Source organism: Streptomyces paludis (genome assembly GCF_003344965.1).
Classification (GTDB): domain Bacteria; phylum Actinomycetota; class Actinomycetes; order Streptomycetales; family Streptomycetaceae; genus Streptomyces; species Streptomyces paludis.
Map to the genome: position 1 here is coordinate 990,124 of NZ_CP031194.1, position 20,341 is coordinate 1,010,464.

Sequence of the window (20,341 nt, forward strand, 5' to 3'; positions counted from 1 at the left end):
ATCGGCGCTGTGCCTGCCGATATGCCGATATGCCAATGGATTACCGATGAGTAACGTGCCTGTTCACGGGACTCTAGCGCGCCGCCGGGTGATCCGTCAGGGGCCCCGGGGAGCCGCGGGGGCGCCCGGTTGTCCACAGGCTCGCTCCGCGTGCCGCCACGGCCAGTAATCTCAACCGCCATGGAGCAGAGGCATCTCGGCCGTACCGGCCTGCGTGTGTCCAGGATCGGGCTCGGCACCCTGACCTGGGGACGGGACACCGACGAACATGACGCCGCCGACCAGTTGAAGACGTTCTGGGAGGTCGGCGGCACCCTGGTCGACACGGCCGACGTGTACGGGGGCGGGGAGGCCGAGTATCTGCTCGGCCGCATCCTTGAGCGGCTCATACCGCGCCGGGACCTGATCATCGCGACGAAGGCCGGCAGTGTGCCCGATCCGTACCGGCGCTTCGACGGGTCCCGGGGGCATCTGCTCGCGGCCCTGGACGACTCGCTGGAGCGGCTCGGGACGGACTATGTCGATCTGTGGCAGGTCCACGCCTTCGACACCGAGACCCCGCTGGACGAGACGCTCAGCGCGCTGGACATCGCGGTCACCAGCGGCCGGGCGCGATACGCGGGGGTGTCGAACTTCTGCGGCTGGCAGCTGGCCAAGGCCGCCACCTGGCAGCTCGCCGCGCCCGGGACACGCACCCGGCTGGCCAGCACCCAGATGGAGTACTCCCTGCTCCAGCGCGGGGTGGAGCGCGAGGTGCTGCCGGCCGCGAACGATCTCGGGGTGGGGCTGCTGCCCTCGTCCCCGCTCGGCCGCGGGGTCCTCACCGGCAAGTACCGGCACAGCACCCCGCCGGACTCGCGGGGCGCGTCCGAGCAGATGGCGCCGTTCGTCGAGCCCTATCTCGACGGCGCGGCGCGGCGGATCGTGGACGCGGTCGCGACGGCCGCCGACGGGCTGGCGACGACCCCGCTGGAAGTGGCGCTGGCCTGGGTCAGGGACCGTCCGGGGGTGGTCGCGCCGATCGTCGGCGCGCGCAACGCGCAGCAGCTCTCGGCCGCGCTGTCAGTGGAGAGCCTTAGTCTTCCTGACGAGATCTGCCGGGCGCTCGACGATGTGTCGGCGCCTGTGCACCGCTATCCCGATCAGGACTGGAGCACGCTGTGAGTACGGATCGCGACCCCGCCGCCGTGGAGGAGGCCGAGCCCGTGCCGGTGCCCGAGACCGAGCCCGCCGACACCGACGCTGACACCGACATCGGTGCTGACACTGACACCGACGCTGACACCGACGCGCCGTCCGGCACGGCCGAGCCCAAGGCGGCCGAGCCCGAAGTGTCCGAAGCCGCCGCCGAGTTGGCGGCGCAGCGGGAGCTGCGGGAGCGGATCGAGCGGCGCAAGGCGGAGAAGGAGGGGCCGATCGCCGCGGGGACGAAGCTGAGCGGGCAGGCCGCCGATCTGCTCGCCGCCGTGCGGGCCATGGAGAGCGGCGCCCCGGTGGACCCGTCCCTGCTGGCGCGGGCCGCGCCCGTACGGACGCCCGCGCCCGCCCCCGTACCGGATCGGGCGCCCGTCCCGGCGCGGCCGGCCGCGCCCGCCGCCCCCGGCCGGGCCGCCGAGGCGCCGCCGGAGGCGATGGCGGCCGTACGGGGCGTGCTCGGGGAGGGCGGGGCCCCGGAGGCGCTCGCCGGACAGCTCTGCGCCGCGCTCGGGGAGCGGGCCGCCGACGCGCTGCGCGCGAATCCGTGGCTGCTGCTCGCCGTACCGGGCGTACGGCCCGAGCAGGCCGACGGGTTCGCGCGGGCGCTGCTGGGAGCGGCGTGCGGCCCGGGTGACGAGCGGCGGGCCGCCGCGCTGGTCGGCCGGCTGCTGGAGCGCGCCGCGCTCCGGGGCCATACGGCGCTGGACGCGTCGTCGGTGCGCACCGCGCTCGCCGGGCACGCGGTGCCCGACCCGGACGAGGCCGTACGGCACGCCGTCGCCGAGGGGGCCGTGCTGGTGTTCCGGGAGGGCGCCGACGACCTCGGCGCCGATGACTTCGAGGCCGACGGCTTCGAGTCCGGGGACAGCGAGGAGACGGCCGAGGAGCCCCACGGCACGGACGGGACCGGGGCCGCCGACGGAGGCGGGGCCGGGGACGCCCCGCCCGCGCCGGTGCTGCTGGGCCTCGACCGGTACGCGCTCGCCGAGGAGAGCCTCGCCGACGGGCTCGCGCGGCTGGTGAAGACCGCCCGGGAGACCTCCGGGGCGGCCCGGGGCGGCGCGGCATGGGCGGAGGCCGCCGCGGGGGCCCCCTCGCCCTCGGCCGCCGAGCTGATCCGCGCCGTCGCGGACCACGGGCTGGTCCTGCACACCGGCGGCGAGGCGGCGCGCGCCGAGCCGGTCGCCCTGGCCGCCGCGGCACGCGCGCTCGGCCTGCGCGCGGTGGTCGCGGCCCACAGCGAGAACGGCCGCGCGCGGCTGGACCCGGCCGGCGGCGCCGGGACCGGCGTGGTCACCGTGGCCGGGCTGCTGGCCGGCGCGGAGGGCCCCGGTCGGGACGCGGACGGCGCCTTCGCGCTCGATCTCCTCGTGGTGCTGGACGCGCCGCAGCTGGACGTGGAGACGGCCGCGATGCTCGTGGAGTCCCTGCCGGACGGCGGCCGGCTGGTGCTCAGCGGCGACCCCGGGGTGCTGTGGTCGGCGGGCGCCGGGCGGGTCTTCGCGGATCTGCTGGCGGCCGGGGTGTGCCCGCGCGTCGCTTCCCGTACACCCGATCCCGGCCCGCTGGGCGAGCTGGTCTCGGGGATCGGCGCCGGTGAGCTGGCTCCGGTGGAGGCGCCCGGCAAGGAGGTCGTGATCGTCCCGGTGCGGGACGCCGGCGAGGCGGTGCACCGGGCCGTACAGCTGGTGGCGGAGTCGGTGCCGCGCGCCTTCGGCGTGGCCGCCGGCGAGACCCAGGTGATCACCGTGGGCCACGGCGGCCCCTGCGGGACCCGCGCGCTCAACGCGGCGCTCAAGCAGCGGCTCAACCCGGGCCCGGGCGCGTTCGGCGGCTTCGACCCCGGGGACAGGGTCGCGTACGTACCGGCGCCGGGCCGGGCGCTCCAGGGCGCGGTGGTCTCGGCGGACGCCGAAGGGCTGCGGCTGGACTGCGCGGGGACACCGGTCGTCGTGGCGCGGGACCGGGTCGAGCGGGCCGTACGCCACGGCTGGGCGCTCACCGCGCACCAGGCGGCGGGGATGCGCTGGCCGGCGGCGGTCGTGGTGCTCCCCGGCGACGCGGCACAGGGGCTGAACCGGCCCTGGGTCTATACGGCGTTCAGCCGGGGGGACCGGCATCTGTCGGTCGTCCACGGCGTCGACCAGGCGCTGGCGCGCGCGGTGACGGACATCCCGTCCGAGGAGCGTACGACCAGGCTGCGCCCGCTGCTGACGGCCCTGCTGGCGCCGGTGGCGGTGCCGCAGGGGTGAGACGGCCGGAGTGACACGACCGGCGTGACACGAGCAGCGTGACACGAGCGGTCCGGAAACCTCGGGGACGCGGGAGTCTCCCCGCCCCCGGAGGTTTCCGGACCGGCCTCAGGCGTCCTGTTCCTCCAGGTCGTCGAGGTCGGCGTCGAGGTCGTCCTCGTCGAAGACGGCGCTGACGTCGAACCGGCAGACCACCTGCTGGGGGTCGGCGTGGTCGAAGGGCGCCGACAGCCACTCCCCCGGCTCCGGGAGGTCGTCCGCCGCCGCCACCCAGAGTGTGGAGTCGCCCTCCTCCAGGCCGAACTCCTTGTGCCGGGAGGCGATCTCGTCGGGTTCGTACTCACCGAAGAGCACACCGAGCGCGGCATGCACACTGCCGCCCGCGATCGCTCCGCGGTCGCCCTCCCCCTCCACATCGGCGATGCGCTGTGCCTGTGCGAGCAGCCGCGGCGGCTCCACCACCGCGTAATCGCGCCTGATCAGCACACTCAGGGCGTTGGGCTCCTCGGGACCGGTATAGGGCGGCAGGGAGTCGTCGGGGTCCGGGATCTCGAAGGGGGTGACTTCGTCATAACGGTGGTAGAGCCGCTCGTCGTAGACCTCGGCCGCGACGGCGAGAGCGTTGAACGCGTCGGAGACCGCCGGATCGTCCTCACCCGTACGGTGTTCGACCGCTGCCAGATGGCGGTCCAGAGCGACCTTGACCGCCTCGGCGGCAGCGCGTACCTCGGCAGCGGTGGGCTGCGCAGCATCAGACATAGTGCAGACGCTATCCGTACCGGGCCGCTGCACGCACAATAGATGCGATGCCGGAATACGAATTTGTCGACGTGTACGTGCCGCGCGGAGTCTCCCGCAAGGATGCGGCCCGTCTGCTCACCGACCATGCCGAGTACGGACACTGGGAACTGGACCGTCTGAGCCTGCACCGGGACGGCAGCCGCAGGGTGCGGCTGCGCCGGCGCATCATCCGTCAGGTGCGCGCCACCTGGTGACCACGGTGGAACGGGCCCCGCTGCTGCGGGGCCCGCCCTTGTGGTCCCTCCGGACGCGGCCGGTACGCGGCCTCCGCGCTGTCCGTGCCCGGCCGGTTACGCCGCGGCGCGGGCGCGGCGGTAGAGGATGCTGCCCGCGAGCAGCAGTCCGGCGCCGGCCGGGATCGCGATCCCGAGTCCGCCCGCTCCGGTCGAGGCGAGGACCTCCTTCTCCTCCCCGGGCTTCGCGACGGAGTGGGTCTCCGGTGTGTTCGGTGTGCTCGGTGTGGACACCTGCTCCGGGGCCGGGGGCACCGCGCGGACCTCGGTCGGCTGACCGGGCCGGCCCGGTGTGACGGGGTGCTCCGGCCCCACCGGCGGGGTGACGACGGGCGTCTCGACGTTCGCGCAGCCGTTGCCGAAGACCGGGTTGAGCAGCCCGATGATGTCGATGCTGTTCCCGCACACGTTCACGGGGATGTCGATCGGCACCTCGACGCTGTTGCCGGAGCCGACACCGGGCGAGTTGGCCGTGGTGTTGCCCGCGTGGGCGCCGCCGCCGGCGTGTGAGCCGCCCGCCGGGACGGTGTGGGTGGCACCGGGGTGCGAGCCGCCCTCGTGGGGGCCGCCCGGCCGCGTACCGCCGTGCGGGCCGCCGTGCGACGGGGTGGTGGTGTGCGCGCCGCCGCCGTACGCGTCACCGTGTCCGCCGCCGGACTGCTGCTTGGCCGGGTGGCCCGACACATTGGCGCAGTTGTTGCCGAAGGCCGGGTTGAGCACTCCGACGACGTCGATGGTGTTGCCGCACACGTTGACCGGGACGTGTACGGGCACCTGGACGTTGTTCCCGGACAGCACGCCCGGGGAGTTCGCCGTGGTGCTGCCGGCTCCGGCGTCCGCCTGCGCGTAACCGCCGCCGAGCGCGAGCACGCCGCCCGCTGCCGCCACGGTGACCAGGCTCTTGCGCGTGACCTGCCTCATTGCTTCGATTCCTGCCTTCTGCCTTGGGGGCTGCCCCTGGGCGTCGGTGCCGGGGCAGGATGCCCAGCGGCCCCGGAGCGCATGGCGCGCGCTCCGGGGCCGGGGGCGGGCTCAGACCCTCACGGGTGAGCTACGACAACGTCACTTGTTGATGCAGGTGTTGCCGAAAGCCGGGTTCAGCAGACCGATCACGTTGATCGAGTTGCCGCACACGTTGACCGGCAGGTGGATCGGGACCTGGATGACGTTGCCCGAAAGCACACCGGGGGAGCCCACGGCAGCGGCGTGCGCGCCGGAGTCCGCGACGGCCATGCCCGCGCCCGCGAGCACGAGACCACCGGTGACAGCCGCAGCAGTGACGACCTTCTTGAGCATTTGTTCCTCCTCGTAGGCATGTGCGGTCCCAGCCGCGGACCGCACATGTGTAACGAAGAGGGACGCGTGAGGCTACGACCGCCTGATCGCATTCACTCTTCTCAGTCACCAACGCACATATTGGCGAATTACGAGGTCGCCTCGGTCAGCTGTGATCGATGAAACGGTCAAGGACGCGCACCCCGAACTTCAGCCCGTCCACCGGCACCCGCTCGTCGATCCCGTGGAACATGCCGGCGAAGTCCAGCTCCGGCGGCAGCTTCAGCGGGGCGAACCCGAAGCCGCGGATACCGAGGTCGTCGAAGGACTTGGCGTCCGTACCCCCCGACAGCATGTACGGGACGGCCCGCGCGATCGGGTCCTCGGCGACCAGCGCGGTCTGCATGGCGTCCACCAGCTTCCCGTCGAAGCTGGTCTCCAGCGCCTTGTCGCCGTGCACGTCCTCGCGCCGGACGCGCGGGCCGAGGATCCGGTCGAGGTCGGCGAGGAACTCCTCCTCGTACCCCGGCAGGAACCGTCCGTCGACATGGGCGGTCGCCTGGCCCGGGATCACGTTCACCTTGTAGCCGGCGCCGAGCATGGTGGGGGCGGCGGAGTTGCGCAGGGTGGCGCCGATCATCTTGGCGATACCGCCGAGCTTGGCGAGGGTGGCGTCCATGTCCTCGGGGTCGAGCGGGGTGCCGAGCGCGTCGGACAGCTCGTCCAGGAACGACCGTACGGTCTTGGTCACCCGCACCGGCCACTGGTGCCGGCCGAGCCGCCCGACGGCCTCGCACAGCTCCGTGATCGCGTTGTCGTTGTTGGTCATCGAGCCGTGCCCGGCGGTGCCGTCGACGGTCAGCCGCATCCAGTGCATGCCCTTCTGGGCGGTCTCCACGAGATAGAGCCGCAGATTCTCGTTGACGGTGAAGGAGAACCCGCCGACCTCGCTGATCGCCTCCGTCACCCCGTCGAAGAGCCCGGGGTGCTTGTCGACGAGATACCGCGCGCCGTACGTGCCGCCCGCCTCCTCGTCGGCGAGGAAGGCCAGCACGATGTCGCGCGGGGGCTTGCGGCCGCTGCGCATCCGGTCGCGGACAACCGCGAGGGTCATCGCGTCCATGTCCTTCATGTCGACGGCGCCCCGGCCCCACACGCAGCCGTCCGCGATCTCGCCGGAGAACGGGTGGTGGCGCCAGTCCTCGGCGTTGGCCGGGACGACATCGGTGTGCCCGTGGATGAGCAGCGCCGGCCGGGACGGATCCTCGCCCTCGATCCGGGCGACGGTGGAGGCGCGGCCCTTGTGCGACTCGAAGATCTTCGGTTCGAGCCCCACCTCCGCGAGCTTCTCCGCGACGTACTCGGCGGCGAGCCGCTCCCCCGGCCCCGAGTGGTCACCGTAGTTGCTGGTGTCGATCCGGATCAGGTCCCGGCAGAGGTCGACGACCTCGTCCTCGCCCGATACGGCCCTGCCCGCGTTCGGCTCGCCCACGCTGCTCACTCCCACGGTCGTCACTGTTGGTCTCCCCCTCATCCTCCCGCGATCCGCCCCCACACCCAAGACCGGACCCCACCTGTCATACGCCCGTCACACAGGACCGCCCCCGATCGGCCGCGTGATCGGGCACCCCCGAATGTTTGCTATGGTTTTCCACGTCGGAACGCCGCGAGGCACTCCGGCGGACACCCGGTCCGGGTGGCGGAATGGCAGACGCGCTAGCTTGAGGTGCTAGTGCCCTTTATCGGGCGTGGGGGTTCAAGTCCCCCCTCGGACACCAAGGTCATACGACCAAGCAGAGCCGGTCAGAACGACGTTACGTCGTTCTGACCGGCTTTTTTGCTGTGGCGGACGCGATCCGACCCGCCACGGGTCCGGGGACTCCCCCACGGTTTCACCCCCGGGGGCCACGACCACTCCCCCAGCAGCGGACGCCCCGCCGACTCTTCCATTTGAGTGAATGTTGCCCCGAATGTGCCTTCAGAGCAATCCACACCGCCCTCCGCGCCGAATTCCATCACGAGCGGGGACGAGGAAGGCGCCCCCGAATCGAATGGCCCGGATACCGGGACAGGGAGCCTTGTCGGTTCCCATGGAAACGCATGCCCTTTTTCGAGCAATTGGGTCATTTAATTGGGTCCGGAAAGTTCCTTTGCCGGATCCCGTCCCCGGTAATTCGGGTGATACAGCCGGCCGGCTGCCGACTGCCCTCCAGGTAGAGGCAGTTCGTCCAGTGGTTGACGGGGGTTGTACCCCCTCCCCGGATGCGGACCCGTCGGCCGGGGAGCCTTCGGGAGCCGTAACAGCGGTGGGGATTATCCCGTGAATTTCGAGGAATCGATTCGGCAACGGATGGCCGTCGACCACCTCTCCCCTTGATGCAAATCATGCGCAATAAGGCCGAGTGGTATCGGTTGGCCTAGTCCACGCCTTCGTGTCGGATCGTTTCTCGACCGATCTCGCCCGGGCTTTCCGCGTACTTCACCTGCGGTTCTTCTTGGGCGTACCGAAAGGGAGGGAATCAAAACGGAAGCGCACCGGCCTTTACGGCCCGTTCTTCGTGCTTCTCTGTTTTCCGCGCATCACATCTCCGGTGCGCGGTGATGTCCGACCGGTCAGGTGCCTTCGCAGAAGCCGCCAGGACGCGTTCCGCTGTTCGCCGGGCGAACCTCATGTCTCCCCGTCCGACCCCCTTGTGTCCCCGTACGGCCCCGCCGTATCCGGACACGGGGAACTTCGCAGTGAGAGGACTTCATGAAGCCCCCTTCGGTACGGCCTCGTGCCCGCCGTGTCCTGGACCGTTCCCTGCTCGTGCTGGGTACGGGTGCGCTGGCCACCGGGCTCGGCGCGCTGACCCTGGCGCCGGGCGTCAGCTCGGCCTCCAGCCACCGGGAGGCGCCGCTGATCGCCGGTGATCCCCGGGCGGACAACACGGACGTGTACGCGTTCACCAGCCCGGACAGGTCGGACACGGTGACCCTCGTCGCGAACTGGATTCCGTTCGAGGAGCCCAACGGCGGCCCGAACTTCTACGCGTTCGCCGATGACGCGCGGTACCACATCAAGATCGACAACACGGGTGACGGACGCCCCGACGTCACGTACACCTGGTGCTTCCGCAACATCGTCCGGGACGCCGCGAACCAGTTCCTGTACAACACCGGTCCCGTGCGCACGATCGACGACCCGAATCTCAACTTCCGTCAGGTGTACGACCTGACCGTGACCGAGAACGGCCGCGCCCGCACCCTGCTGAAGGACGCACCGGTCGCGCCGTCGCGGGTGGGCCCCGCCTCGATGCCCGACTACAAGCGCCTGCGCGACCAGGCCGTACGGGACGTGCCCGGCGGCGCGAAGGCGTTCGCCGGACAAGCCGACGACCCGTTCTTCGCCGACCTGCGGGTCTTCGACCTCCTCTACGGCGGCAACCTCAGCGAGACCGGTCAGGACACCCTGGCCGGCTACAACGTGAACTCCGTCGCCCTCCAGATCCCCAAGAAGGCCCTGGCCCTGCGCGGCAATCCGGCCCGCAACCCGGTCGTCGGCATCTGGTCCACGACCGAACGCCAGGGTGCGGCCGTCACCGACAGCCGCGCGAAGGACAAGAGCGCCGCCCCCGGCTGGCGTCAGGTCTCCCGGCTGGGCAACCCGCTGGTCAACGAGGTCGTCGTACCGCTCCAGTACAAGGACGCCTTCAACGCGCTCTCCCCGGACCAGGACCGCACCGTGCAGCCGGTCGTCGACAAGGTCTACGACCCGATCCTGCCCAAGGTGATCCAGCAGGTGTACGGGATCCCCGCGCCGAAGACGCCGCGCGACGACCTCGCCGAGATCTATCTGACCGGTATCTGCAAGGCGTGCGGCCCGATCAAGGCCGACCTCAACGCCCACAGCCTCAACCGGGACGCGAACCCGCGGCAGATCGTCCCGGCCGAGGAACTCCGGCTCAACATCACGGTGCCGCCGACGGCCAAGCCCCAGCGGCTCGGCGTCCTCGCCGGCGACCTGGCCGGATTCCCCAACGGCCGACGGCTGACCGATGACGTCATCGACATCTCCCTCCAGGCTGTCGAAGGCGCCGCACAGACCGGTGTGCTCGTCCCCGCCCTGAAGGACGGCGACAAGGTCAACGCCAACGATGTCGGCTTCGGAAGCGTCTTCCCGTATCTGGCGCTGCCTCACACCAAGGCCGTGAACTCGCCCCGGACGGGGACCCAGCGGTCCTCGGTCCTCCATCCCGACAGCGCCGCGGCGCTCGGCGGAGTGGGCGCGCTGCTGCTCGGCGCGGGCGGGTTCCGCGTCTGGCGCCGCCGGGCCACCACGGCCTGACGCTCACGGACCCGGGGGCAGGTCGGGGCTCTCCCACCGAGGACCCCGGCCTGCCTCCGGGCGGACGCCCCCCGTAACCGTCATCCCTCGAAGGAGGACTGTGTCCCAGCCGGCCAGCCACCCCGGTCCCCAGCCGCATTTCCTGCCGCCCGACGCGCGGCCCGACGCGCAGGCCGGTGGCAGCGGCCGAAGACGGCTGCGCGGCGGGGTCGTCGCGCTGGCCCTGGGCGCGACGTTCTTCGCCGTGGGCGCGGTCGGGCTGACGGGACGGGACACCGCTCCCGCCGGGGGAAGCGCGACAGCGGCCGTACGGCCCGGATCTCCCGAAGCGATGCGGGAGCGGCTGCGCCGACTGCCCGAGGACGCTCCGGGCTGGGCCGCCCTGGGCATGGCCTATGTACAGCAGGCCCGTACCACCGCCGACCCGGCCACCTACGACAAGGCCGAGACCGCGCTGCGGACCTCACTGAAAGTCCAGCCGCGGGACAACTACGCCGCCCAGACCGGGATGGGCGCACTCGCCGCCGCGCGGCACGACTTCGCGGCGGCTCTGGACTGGGGCCGCCGGGCCGTCGCCACCAATCCCGCGGGGTCCGGGGCGTACGGGGTGCTCGCCGACGCCCACACCCAGCTCGGCCAGTACGAAGCCTCCTACCAGGACGTCCAGCGCATGACCGACCTGCGGCCCGACACCTCCTCGCTCGCCCGCGCCTCGTACACCTGGGAACTGCGCGGCGACATCCCCCGCGCCCGCGCTCTTATGGAACGCGCGCTCAACGACGCCCCGACACCCGGAGACCAGGCGTTCACCCGCGCCCATCTCGCCACCCTGGCAACGGAATCGGGGGACGCGCGCACCGGCCTGCGAGAGGCGGAGTACGGCCTGCGCGCCGCCCCCGGCGACCCCCAGCTGCTGGAGGCACGGGCCCGCGCCCACCGCGCGCTCGGCGACAGCGGGCGCGCCGTCGCGGACTACACGGCGGCGGTGGCGATCACCCCGCTGCCCCAGTACGTCCTGGGCCTCGGCGAACTCCAGCAGTCCCTCGGCCGTACAGCCGCCGCCGAGGAGCAGTACGCGCTCCTTCGCGCACAGGAACGGCTGCGGGTGGCCGCGAAGACCCCGGCCGATGTCGATGCCATCCTCTTCGAGGCCGATCACGGCGACGCCCGGCGCGCCGTCGGCATGGGCCGTACCGCTGTGGAGAGCCGGCCCTTCATCGCCGTACAGGATGCCTACGCCTGGGCTCTGCACCGAGCCGGACAGGACGCGCGGGCGCTGCCGTACGCGGACCTGGCCCTGGCGCTCGGCACCCGCAGCGCGCTCTCCCACTACCACCGGGCCATGATCGAACGGTCACTCGGCGACCTCGCGGCGGCCCGCCGGGACCTGGAGACCGCCCTCGCGATCGACCCGCACTTCCATCCCCTGCACGCACCCGCCGCACGGACCGCTCTGCGTGCGCTCAAGTGAATCGGCTCCGCCTCATGAACAACCGCAGGTTCCCCGGGATCCGCCGCGCCGCCGCACTCTGCGCCCTGACGGGGGCCCTGGCCGCCACGTCCGCCGCTGTGGCCGCCGCGCACCCTCTGGGCAACTTCACCGTCAACCACCACACAGGTCTCAGGCTCTACCCGGAGCGTGTCGACGTGACTCTCGTCGTCGACCGGGCCGAGATCGCCGCCGCGCAGGAGCGCGTACATGTCGACCGCGACTCCGACGGCACGGTCGACACGGCGGAAGCCCGCGCCCACGCCCGGCAGGAGTGCGCCGCCGCGGCCGGGCGGCTGCGGGTGGAGACCGGCGGCCACCGACTGAAATGGACACCTTCGAGCAGCTCCTTCACCTACCACCCGGGCGAGGCCGGACTCACCACGAGCCGTCTCACCTGCGCGCTCACCTCGGCGGCCGACCTGCGCCACCCGTCGGACGTCACCGTGCGCACCGGATACGACACCAGCCGGATCGGCTGGCAGGAGATCACCGCCCGCGGTATCGGTGTCACCCTCACCCACGCCGACGTACCGGCCCGTTCGGCCACCGACGAGCTGCGCCACTATCCCACCGACCCACTGGCCGACCCGCTCGATCAGCGGTCCGCCGCACTGCGCACCACGCCGGGCGACGGGGGCGAGGCGCCGGGCGTATCGGCGGTCCTGCCCGGTGCCGGGCCCCTCACCACAGCCCTGGACCGGGTCTCCGGGGTATTCGACTCCCTCGTCGGCAGCCGCGAACTCACCGTGCCCGTGGGGCTCCTGGCGCTGCTCCTCGCCGTGGTCCTCGGCGCCTCGCACGCGGCACTGCCGGGCCACGGGAAGACCATCATGGCGGCATACCTCGCAGGCCGGCGAGGCACCCCGAGGGACGCGGTCACGGTGGGAGCCACCGTCACCCTCACCCATACGGCCGGAGTCCTGGTCCTGGGTCTCGCCCTGCCCGTCGCCACCACACTCGCCGGCGAAACCGTACTGACCTGGCTGGGAGTGGCCAGCGGCCTCCTCGTCACCGGCATCGGCCTGTGGCTGCTGCGCGCCGCACTGCTGAACCGCCCCACCCACGGACACCACCACCATGGACACGGACACAGCCACGACCACCCTCACGGGCACGGGCACGGGCACAGCCACGGGCACCATCACCATGGCGATGCCGGACTCCGCCCGCGCGCTGAACGGACGGAGCGGTTGCCCGGCCAGGGCCCGGCACTCGCCGTACTCACAAAGCCGCACCCTCACGAGCCGCACAGCCACCCGCCGCACCCTCACGAGCCGCACAGCCACCCGCCGCACAGCCACCCGGCTCCCGCCGCGGTGACACGCGGCGGACTGATCGGCATGGGCATCGCGGGCGGGCTCGTCCCCAGCCCCTCCGCCCTGGTCGTCCTGCTGGGCGCCGTCGCCCTGGGCCGCACGGCCTTCGGCATCCTCCTGGTCCTGGGCTACGGACTCGGTATGGCCACCACCCTCACCCTCGCCGGCCTCATCCTCGTACGCCTGCGCGACCGTATCGACCGCACCGCGCATACGAGCGCCGCCCCCCGCCGCGCCCTCCTTCGGCGGCTGGCCCGGATCGGTCCTGTGGCCACCTCCGCCCTCGTGCTGCTCGTCGGCATCGGACTGACCCTGCGGGCCGCGGCAGGCCCCTGGTGAGTGGGCGAACGCGTGGGCCCGGTCGTTGTGATCGCTTCACCGGGCCTGGGCCGCCGGCTTCAGGGACGCCGTCTCCGACCGTATTCACTCGCCCGCGAGCAGTGCGCGGACCGACTCGTCGGGTACGGCGGCGGGTGAGGGGTGGGTCCATCGGGCGTCGCGGGTCTTGTCGACCAGGACGGCCCGGACGCCCTCGGCGAAGTCGGGTTCGTGTACGAGCCGGGACGCCACCGCGAGGTCCCGGCGCAGACAGCCGATGAGGTCGTCGCGGGCGCCGAGGCGGAGCAGTTCGTCGGTGAGGCGCAGGCTCAGCGGGGAGGCGGCGGCCAGCAGCGCGAGCGTACGGCGGGCCCACTCGGCGCCGCCGTCGGTCCCGTCACCGCCGTCGCCGGGGGCGGCCTCCCGTACCCGGGTGCGGAGACGCTCCTCGATCTCGCCCAGGGAGCCGGGTGCGAACACCGCGTCCACGGCCGCGCGCAGGCCGTCCGGCGCGGCCGGTACGGGCCTGGCGGTCTTGGCCAGCAGGTCGTCGAGCCCGACCGTGCCCAGCGCGGCGATGAAGTCGGGGAGTTCGGCCGAGGCGACGAAGTGGGTGGCGAGCCCGGCCGTCACCGCCCGGGGGCCGTCCAGCCGGGCGCCGGTGAGTCCGAGGTAGCGGCCGTACGCACCAGGAAGACGCGGCAGGAAGTAGCAGGCCCCCACGTCGGGGACGAACCCGATCGCGGTCTCCGGCATCGCGAACACCGCCCGCTCCGTGGCCACCCGGACCGCTCCGTGGACGGAGATGCCGAGCCCGCCGCCCATGGCGACGCCGTCGATCAGGGAGACATAGGGCTTCGGATACCCGGCGATCGCCCGGTTGAGCGCGTACTCCGCGCGCAGGAAGCTGTGCGCGGTCCAGCGTTCACCCCGCAGCGCCGCGGCGCGGAGCGCGCGGACGTCGCCTCCCGCGCAGAACGCCTTGGGCAGCGCGCTGCGTACGACGACCGCGTCGATGTCCGGGTCGTCGCGCCAGCGGAACAGCGCGGCCCGCATGAGCGCCACCATCTCCTCGTCGAGCGCGTTCAGGGCGGCGGCCCGGTCGAGCACCAGATGCGCGACGCCCGCGCGCACCGACGTGGTGACACCAGTCATCGGGAATTCCTCTCGGCTGGAGGGCCTGCCCGGCTCGGGGCCGGCCCGTTCGTCCTCTCGTCCTCGCATGCTCTCCCGGGCATCGGGCGCCGGTCACACCGGCCTGTCACATCGCCCGGGGGCGGGCCGGGGACGCGCGAGCGCCCCCTCCGTACGCCCCTCTGTACCACCGGCGCTCCGCGGGAGCCGACGGAATGGCCAACTCCGCTCCGCCGCGGCGGCCGGAGCGCTACGGTACGTGACAGGAATGTCACTCGTTCCGAAACTCTTTCCGACTTCTCCGCTTGAGGTGATCCCCCATCAGCGCGACTCCCGGCTCCTCGCTGGCCGTCTGGCTGCACACCCTCGACACCGAGCGCCTCCGCCGGGTGCTGGCCGCGCGGAGCGACGCCGTGCGCGAGCCCGCCCCGCGGTCGCTCGGGGAGGCCGCCGAGCGGATGGGGCGGCTCGAATCGGTGGTGCTCGTCCTGCCGTTGCTGCCCCGGCCCGTACTCCAGACCACCGAGGCGCTGGCGGCGCTGGGCACGCCCGCGCCGGCCGGGGCGCTGGAGCGGCTGCTGGGGGTGCCCAGCGACCGGGGGCCGCTGGCCTCGGTGCTGCGCACCCTGGCCGACCACGCGCTGGTGTGGCCGTCGGGCGACGGGCGGCTGCGTATGGTGTCCGCGCTCCACCAGTGGTGGACGTCGCCGCTCGGGCTGGAGGCCCGGCTCGGCGCCCTGCTCTCCGACAAGAGTTCCGAGGAGCTGCGCCGGATCACCGAGAATCTGGGCCTGGGGGCCGGCAAGACCAGACAGGAGCGGCTGGACCGGATCCTGGAGCACCACCGGGACCCCGCGCGCGTGCGCGAGGTGGCGGACGCGGCGCCCGAGGGCGTACGGACGCTGCTGTACGGGCAGGCCGGTGTCCCGGCCGCCGGAGTCGCCGGCGTTACGGGTGTTACGGGTGTTACGGGGGTCACCGTCGGAGGGGGCGCGCGGTACGCGGACGAGCGCTGGGCCACGGATCGCGCGCTGCTGGTGCGCCGTCACTACGGTTCGCACGCCGCCATGCCCGGCGAGGTGACGCTGGCCCTGCGCGGCCCCGACTGGCGCGCGCCCTTCGACCCGCTGCCGCCGAGACCGGATCTGCGTCCGCTGACCGCCGTCGACGTGGAGCGGGAGGCTGCGGCCGTCGCCGCCGAGCTGACCGGGCACGCCGCCGCGCTTCTCGCCGAGTGTGCCCGGCGGCCCCCGGCGCGGCTGCGGACCGGCGGGATCGGCCCGCGCGAGCTGGTCCGGCTCACCAAGGCGGCGCAGTGCCCGGAGGATGTGGCGCGGCTCGTCCTCGCGTGCGCGTACGCGGCCGGGCTGTTGGCGCGGGACGGCGAGACGCTGCCGGTCACCGGGGCGTACGACGAGTGGGCGGAGCGGGAGCCGGCCGAGCAGCTCGTCCGGCTGCTGCGCGCCTGGTGGACGCTGGGCCGTACGCCCACCCACGCGCACGACGCGGAGGGCCGGCCCCGGCCGGCGCTGGACACGGCGCCGCCGTCGCCGGAGTGCGTCCGGGACCGGCACGCGCTGCTGGCGGCGGCCGCGCGGCTGCCGGTCACCCATGGCGTGCGCGATCCGGCGGGCCTGGGGCGGCTGGTGAGCTGGCACCGGCCGCTGGCCGCCGCGCATCCGCAGGACCGGACGCCGTTCGCGGCGCTGGTACGGGAGGCGTGCCTGTTCGGGGTGCTGGCGCGCGGCGCTCTCTCACCGCTGGGCGCGGCGCTGCGCGCGGCCGGGCCGGGCGGGGTGGGACCGGGCGGGGGCGGTGACCGCGAGAGCGACCGGAGCGGCGGAAACGATACGGCCGCGGGCGCGGCCGGGGGCGCGGGCGACGGCTCCGGTTCGGGCGACGGCTCCGGCCCGGCCGGGCTGGCGGAGTGCGCGCGGCGCCTGTTGCCGTCGGCGCTGGACCGGGCCCGTATCGGCGCGGATCTGACCGCGGTGGTCCCGGGCGTGCCCTCCGCGCGGCTGGCGGGTGTGCTGGACTCCGTCGCCGTCCGGGAGGCGCGCGGTACGGCGTCGGTCTGGCGGTTCGGCCCGGACTCGGTGCGCGGGGCGCTGGACGCGGGCCGTACCGCCGAGGAGATCACCGCCGAGCTGGCGGCCGTCGCGGAGTCGGACGCGCTGCCCCAGCCGCTCGTCTATCTGATCGCGGACACCGCCCGCCGGCACGGTCAGGTGCGGGTCGCCGGGGCGGGCTGTGTGATCCACGGCGTACAGCCCGCGCTGCTCACCGAGATCGCCTCCCACCGGCGGCTCTCCCGGCTCGGCATCCGGCCGCTCGCGCCGTCCGTCCTGCTCTCCGGGATGCCGCTGGAGGAGACCCTGACGGCGCTGCGCGCGGAGGGGTACGCGCCGGTCGCGGAGGAGAGCGACGGTACGGCGCGGGCCGAGCGGCAGGCGAGACCGCGCGCCCGGGCGGGCGCGGGCGCCGGGGCCGGTGAAGGGGCGGCCGGCAGGGCGGCGCGGGCGCGGGCCTCGGCCGTACCGCGTCCTCGGGGCGCGCGGGCGCGGGCCGGCGGGTCCCCGGCCGTCCCCGATCTGGCCGAGCTGGCGACGCTGCTGCTCGCCGCCGCGCGCGATCCGCTGGACGGCGCGCCGTATCTGAGCCGGACCGAGGAGACGCTCGCGCACCGCTGCCCGCCCCGGCTGAGCCGGACCGAGCTGCGCAGGCTCGCCGTCGCGCTCGAAGCGGAGTCCCCGGTCACCATCGAGTACGCGGACGACGAGGCCGGGGGCGAGGGCGGTGACGGCGACGGCGAGGGGCGGACCGTTTATCTGCTGCGCGAGCCGTTCCTCGACCCGCCGGAGCTGATCGGACACTGCCCGGGCGAGCGCGGTGAGCGCTCCTTCGCGCTGTCGCGCATCCGGTCCGTCCCGCCCACGTGACGCGCCGCCTACGTGACGCGCCGGGGCCCGGGCGGCGCGCCGGCCGCGAGGGGCGAGCGGGCCAGCTCCAGACAGCCGGCGGCGATCAGCGCTACGGCGGCGAGTTCGGGCAGGAGCCACCAGCCGGTGCGTACGGTCTCGCCGAAGAGCGTGACCCCGTACGCGATGCTGATCAGCGCGTCCCCGAGGGTGAGCATCGGCTGCGACGCGGCCAGGGAGCCAGCCTGGAGAGCGTTCTGGAGCAGGAAGAGGGCGCCCACCCCGGCGACGGCCATCCCGTAGAGCTGCCAGGACGTGAGGACCGCGCCGATGCCGCCGGGGTCGAAGCGGGCGACGGCGTCCTTCATCAGGGCGGCGGTCAGCGCGTATCCGCCGGCCGCGGCGAGGCCGAGGAGCGCGGCCCGCGCGTTGCCGCGCAGCCGGAGCGACCAGAGGATCAGGCCGGCCTCGGCGGCGCCGGTGATCAGCAGCGCGGGGATCCAGGCGGCCGGCCGTACGGTGTCGGTGCCGCCGCCGGGGGCGGCCGTGGCCATGCCCAGCGTCAGACCGAGCGTCACCGCGGCCACCCCGTACCAGGTGGAGCGGGCGAGCCGGGTGCGGAAGAGGTAACTGGCGATCAGCAGGGTGGAGGGCAGCTCCAGTACGAAGATCGGCTGCACGACGGCGATCGGTCCGGTCGCGAGGGCGACGGCCTGACACGCGGCGGCCACCAGCACGAGCCCGATCCCGGCCAGCCACACCTTCTGCCGCAGCAGCCGCCCGATCAGGGAGAGGCGCATGGCCTCGGTGTCGGGGACGGTGGCGGCGGCGCGGCGCTGGAGCACCGCGCCGGAGCCGTTGCTGATCGCGGTCAGGATGGCGAACAGGACACTGATCACCGGGCCATCATGCGGGCGGTACGGGCGCGAACCGGTCTCATCGGGGCGGGCGGGGCCGTCGGTCCGGACCGAATGGGGTACGCGAGCGGGTGCGCGGGGGCGCGAGTACGCGGGCGCGCGGAGTGACGCGGGGCGCCGAGTGACGCGGGGGCCCGGGGTGACGCCCCGTCAGCGCGTCCGCACGCCCGCGGCGCGGTGCAGCGCCTCGGTGGCCAGCCGGATCGCGCCGGCGCGGGTGTCGGGGGCGAGCAGGGAGGTCAGCACCGGTCCCCCGGCGGCGAGATGACGGTCGTACGGTACGACCACGACCGGTACCCCGGTCTCCTCCAGATGGCGGGTGGCCGCCTTCACCCCGAAGGCGGCGTCCGGCGAGGAGACGGTGAGCGCGATGACGGTGCTGGCCAGGACGGGCCGGGGCAGCCCGGCCATCCAGTCGAGCACCGCGCGGGTGCTGCTGACGCCCTCCAGGGTGGCCGGCGCGACGAGCACGCGCGCGTGCGCGGTGTCCACGGCGGTACGGGCCACTTCGCCGGGGAGCGACTCACAGTCGACGACGGTCACACCGAAGTGGCAGCGCAGCGCGACCATCACCGTGCGGTACGCGGGGACGGTCAGGGGCGCGCCGATCCGCCCCTGACTGCCGGGCAGCAGCCAGCCGCCCTCCAGCGGGACGAGATAGCCGGTGATGTCGGTCAGCTGCATGGCCGCCGGGTCGAGGATCGCCGCGAGATCCGCGCAGCTCCAGCGCACGGTCTCGGCGCCGAGCCGGACCGGGAGCGTGCCGAGCGCGGCGTCGGCCTCGACGGTGACGACCGGGTCGTGGCGGTAGTGGTTGAAGGTACGGCTGAGCAGCGCGGTGACCGTGGTCTTCCCGGCGCCGCCCCGGATGCTGGTCACGACGATCTGCCGCCCGGAGGCGACGGGCAGCCGCAACTCCTCCGCGACCCGGTCGTCACCCCCACCGTCCCGCCCACCGGCCCCAAGCAGCCCCCGCGCGGCCCGCGTCGAGCGCCGCACCAGCGACTCACCCCGCCGCGGCCTCGCCGCGGCGGCGGCGAGGGCGGGATCGGTGACGGCAACGGACTCGGGCGCGGGCATACGCACCACGGAAACCCCCGACCCCGCCACAGCCCCGGACACCACCCCGGGCCGCCCCGCCGGCACAGCAGGCGCCGACGCCGTGGGCGGCATCCCAGGCGCGGGCGCAGGCGCGGACCGCCCGAACGGAGCGACCGGGGGACGCGGCGGCCCCTCGACTCCGGGCACAGGCGCGGCCGGTGGCTGGGCAACCGGCATGACCGGGGCGGGCCCGGCCGGGGCCGGCGGGGTCGACCACACACCAGCCCGAGGTACGGGGGCAGGCGCCGGGCCCGGCGCGGCCGGTGGCTGGGCAACCGGCGCGGCCGGGGCCGGAGATGCCTGCGGCGGCACGGCAACGGGCGCGGGGGCAGCCAGCGCCTGGGCGGCGGAACTCGGCGCGGCCACCGGCCGTTCGGCCTGTGGAACGGTTGGTGCCGCAGGGAACGGCGGCACCACAGCAACGGGCTGGCCCGTCGCGAGGTACTCCGGCGCCCCAGGCATGGGAACCGGCACGGCCAGGGCCGGTGGGAGTAGCGGCGCGCCGGGCGGAGCCGCAGGCCGGTCGGTCGCCGCGGTTGCCGCCGGGACCGGCGGCGACCCGGGCGCGGGCACGGGACCCGCCGCGGCCGGTCGCTGGGCAACCGGTGTGACCGGGGCCGGAGATGGCTGCGGCGGCACGGCAACGGGCGGGCCTGACGGAACAGCCGAGGGGACCCGCGCCGCCACGGGCCCAGCCCCTGCCGCAGGCTGGGCGGGCGGAGCCGAAGGGGTCGGCAGCGCCGCGGGCGCGGGGGCGGCCAGAGGCTGGGCGGGCGAAGGCGCCGAGTAAGCCGGCGGCGCCGCTGGCGCGGGAACCGGCACGGCCGGCGCGCCGGGCGGAGCCGCAGGCCGGTCGGTCGCCGCGGTTGGCGCCGGGACCGGCGGTGACCCGGGCGCGGGCACGGGGCCCGCCGCGGCCGGTGGCTGGGCAGGCGGCGTCACCGGCGCGGCCATCGGCTGTTCGGACTGCGAAGCAGTCGTCGGCAGACCCGGCGCGGCACCCGGCGCAGCCGCTGGACTGGGCGGGGCGCTTGCCGCCGGGGGCATTACGGGTGGTGGG

The 20,341-nt window shown here is 74.1% G+C and carries 14 protein-coding genes and 1 tRNA gene; 8 read left to right on the forward strand and 7 right to left on the reverse strand.

The features are described from left to right. The first annotated feature begins 180 nt into the window (after window positions 1-180). Window positions 181-1,164, forward strand: coding sequence for an aldo/keto reductase (locus DVK44_RS04290; RefSeq protein WP_114658406.1), 984 nt, complete (start codon window positions 181-183; stop codon window positions 1,162-1,164). After that, entirely contained in the window at window positions 1,149-3,449 is a 2,301-nt protein-coding gene (locus DVK44_RS04295) for a helix-hairpin-helix domain-containing protein (protein ID WP_408055387.1), read from the forward strand. The genes DVK44_RS04290 and DVK44_RS04295 overlap by 16 nt, the downstream gene beginning before the upstream one ends. 108 nt (window positions 3,450-3,557) lie before the next feature. Here the strand turns inward: DVK44_RS04295 and DVK44_RS04300 are convergent, their stop codons facing one another. Further along, complete coding sequence (locus DVK44_RS04300; RefSeq protein ID WP_114658408.1) at window positions 3,558-4,208, reverse strand: hypothetical protein; 651 nt, start codon at window positions 4,206-4,208, stop codon at window positions 3,558-3,560. A 47-nt stretch (window positions 4,209-4,255) separates the two neighbouring features. Here DVK44_RS04300 and DVK44_RS04305 point away from each other — a divergent pair, with 47 nt between their 5' ends. Further along, a complete protein-coding gene (locus tag DVK44_RS04305) occupies window positions 4,256-4,444 on the forward strand; it encodes a DUF5703 family protein (RefSeq protein ID WP_114625034.1) in 189 nt (62 codons plus the stop codon). Window positions 4,445-4,540: 96 nt separating this feature from the next. On the opposite strand, the gene DVK44_RS04310 is transcribed toward DVK44_RS04305, so the two are convergent. The 3 genes from DVK44_RS04310 to DVK44_RS04320 all read right to left on the reverse strand — a co-directional run bounded on the left by DVK44_RS04310 (window position 4,541) and on the right by DVK44_RS04320 (window position 7,250). Next, on the reverse strand, window positions 4,541-5,404 hold the full coding sequence (locus DVK44_RS04310; RefSeq protein ID WP_114658409.1) for a chaplin: 864 nt from the start codon (window positions 5,402-5,404) through the stop codon (window positions 4,541-4,543). Between the two features lie 141 nt (window positions 5,405-5,545). After that, window positions 5,546-5,779, reverse strand: a complete 234-nt coding sequence (gene chpH / locus DVK44_RS04315) for a chaplin ChpH (protein WP_114658410.1) — start codon at window positions 5,777-5,779, stop codon at window positions 5,546-5,548. Between the two features lie 145 nt (window positions 5,780-5,924). After that, window positions 5,925-7,250: a M20/M25/M40 family metallo-hydrolase gene (locus tag DVK44_RS04320; RefSeq protein WP_114664885.1), complete on the reverse strand. Its 1,326-nt coding sequence runs from the start codon at window positions 7,248-7,250 to the stop codon at window positions 5,925-5,927. A 198-nt stretch (window positions 7,251-7,448) separates the two neighbouring features. On the opposite strand from DVK44_RS04320, the gene DVK44_RS04325 reads away from it, so the two are divergent. The 4 genes from DVK44_RS04325 to DVK44_RS04340 all read left to right on the forward strand — a co-directional run bounded on the left by DVK44_RS04325 (window position 7,449) and on the right by DVK44_RS04340 (window position 13,232). After that, window positions 7,449-7,536: transfer RNA gene (locus DVK44_RS04325), tRNA-Leu, on the forward strand. Between the two features lie 974 nt (window positions 7,537-8,510). Then, window positions 8,511-10,085, forward strand: a complete 1,575-nt coding sequence (locus DVK44_RS04330; RefSeq protein WP_114658411.1) for a DUF4331 domain-containing protein — start codon at window positions 8,511-8,513, stop codon at window positions 10,083-10,085. A gap of 100 nt (window positions 10,086-10,185) precedes the next feature. After that, entirely contained in the window at window positions 10,186-11,556 is a 1,371-nt protein-coding gene (locus DVK44_RS04335) for a tetratricopeptide repeat protein (RefSeq protein WP_228446982.1), read from the forward strand. 14 nt (window positions 11,557-11,570) lie between these two features. Next, window positions 11,571-13,232, forward strand: a complete 1,662-nt coding sequence (locus DVK44_RS04340) for a nickel/cobalt transporter (protein ID WP_114658412.1) — start codon at window positions 11,571-11,573, stop codon at window positions 13,230-13,232. A gap of 84 nt (window positions 13,233-13,316) precedes the next feature. Here DVK44_RS04340 and DVK44_RS04345 read toward each other — a convergent pair whose 3' ends face one another. Further along, entirely contained in the window at window positions 13,317-14,366 is a 1,050-nt protein-coding gene (locus tag DVK44_RS04345; protein WP_114658413.1) for an enoyl-CoA hydratase/isomerase family protein, read from the reverse strand. Window positions 14,367-14,758: 392 nt separating this feature from the next. On the opposite strand from DVK44_RS04345, the gene DVK44_RS04350 reads away from it, so the two are divergent. Next, entirely contained in the window at window positions 14,759-17,284 is a 2,526-nt protein-coding gene (locus tag DVK44_RS04350; RefSeq protein ID WP_228446983.1) for a helicase-associated domain-containing protein, read from the forward strand. 8 nt (window positions 17,285-17,292) lie between these two features. Here DVK44_RS04350 and DVK44_RS04355 read toward each other — a convergent pair whose 3' ends face one another. Together DVK44_RS04355 and DVK44_RS04360 are read right to left on the reverse strand one after the other, a co-directional pair. Next, window positions 17,293-18,162, reverse strand: a complete 870-nt coding sequence (locus DVK44_RS04355) for a DMT family transporter (RefSeq protein WP_114658415.1) — start codon at window positions 18,160-18,162, stop codon at window positions 17,293-17,295. A gap of 168 nt (window positions 18,163-18,330) precedes the next feature. Beyond that, on the reverse strand, window positions 18,331-19,260 hold the full coding sequence (locus DVK44_RS04360) for a MinD/ParA family ATP-binding protein (RefSeq protein ID WP_114658416.1): 930 nt from the start codon (window positions 19,258-19,260) through the stop codon (window positions 18,331-18,333). Window positions 19,261-20,341: the final 1,081 nt, after the last annotated feature.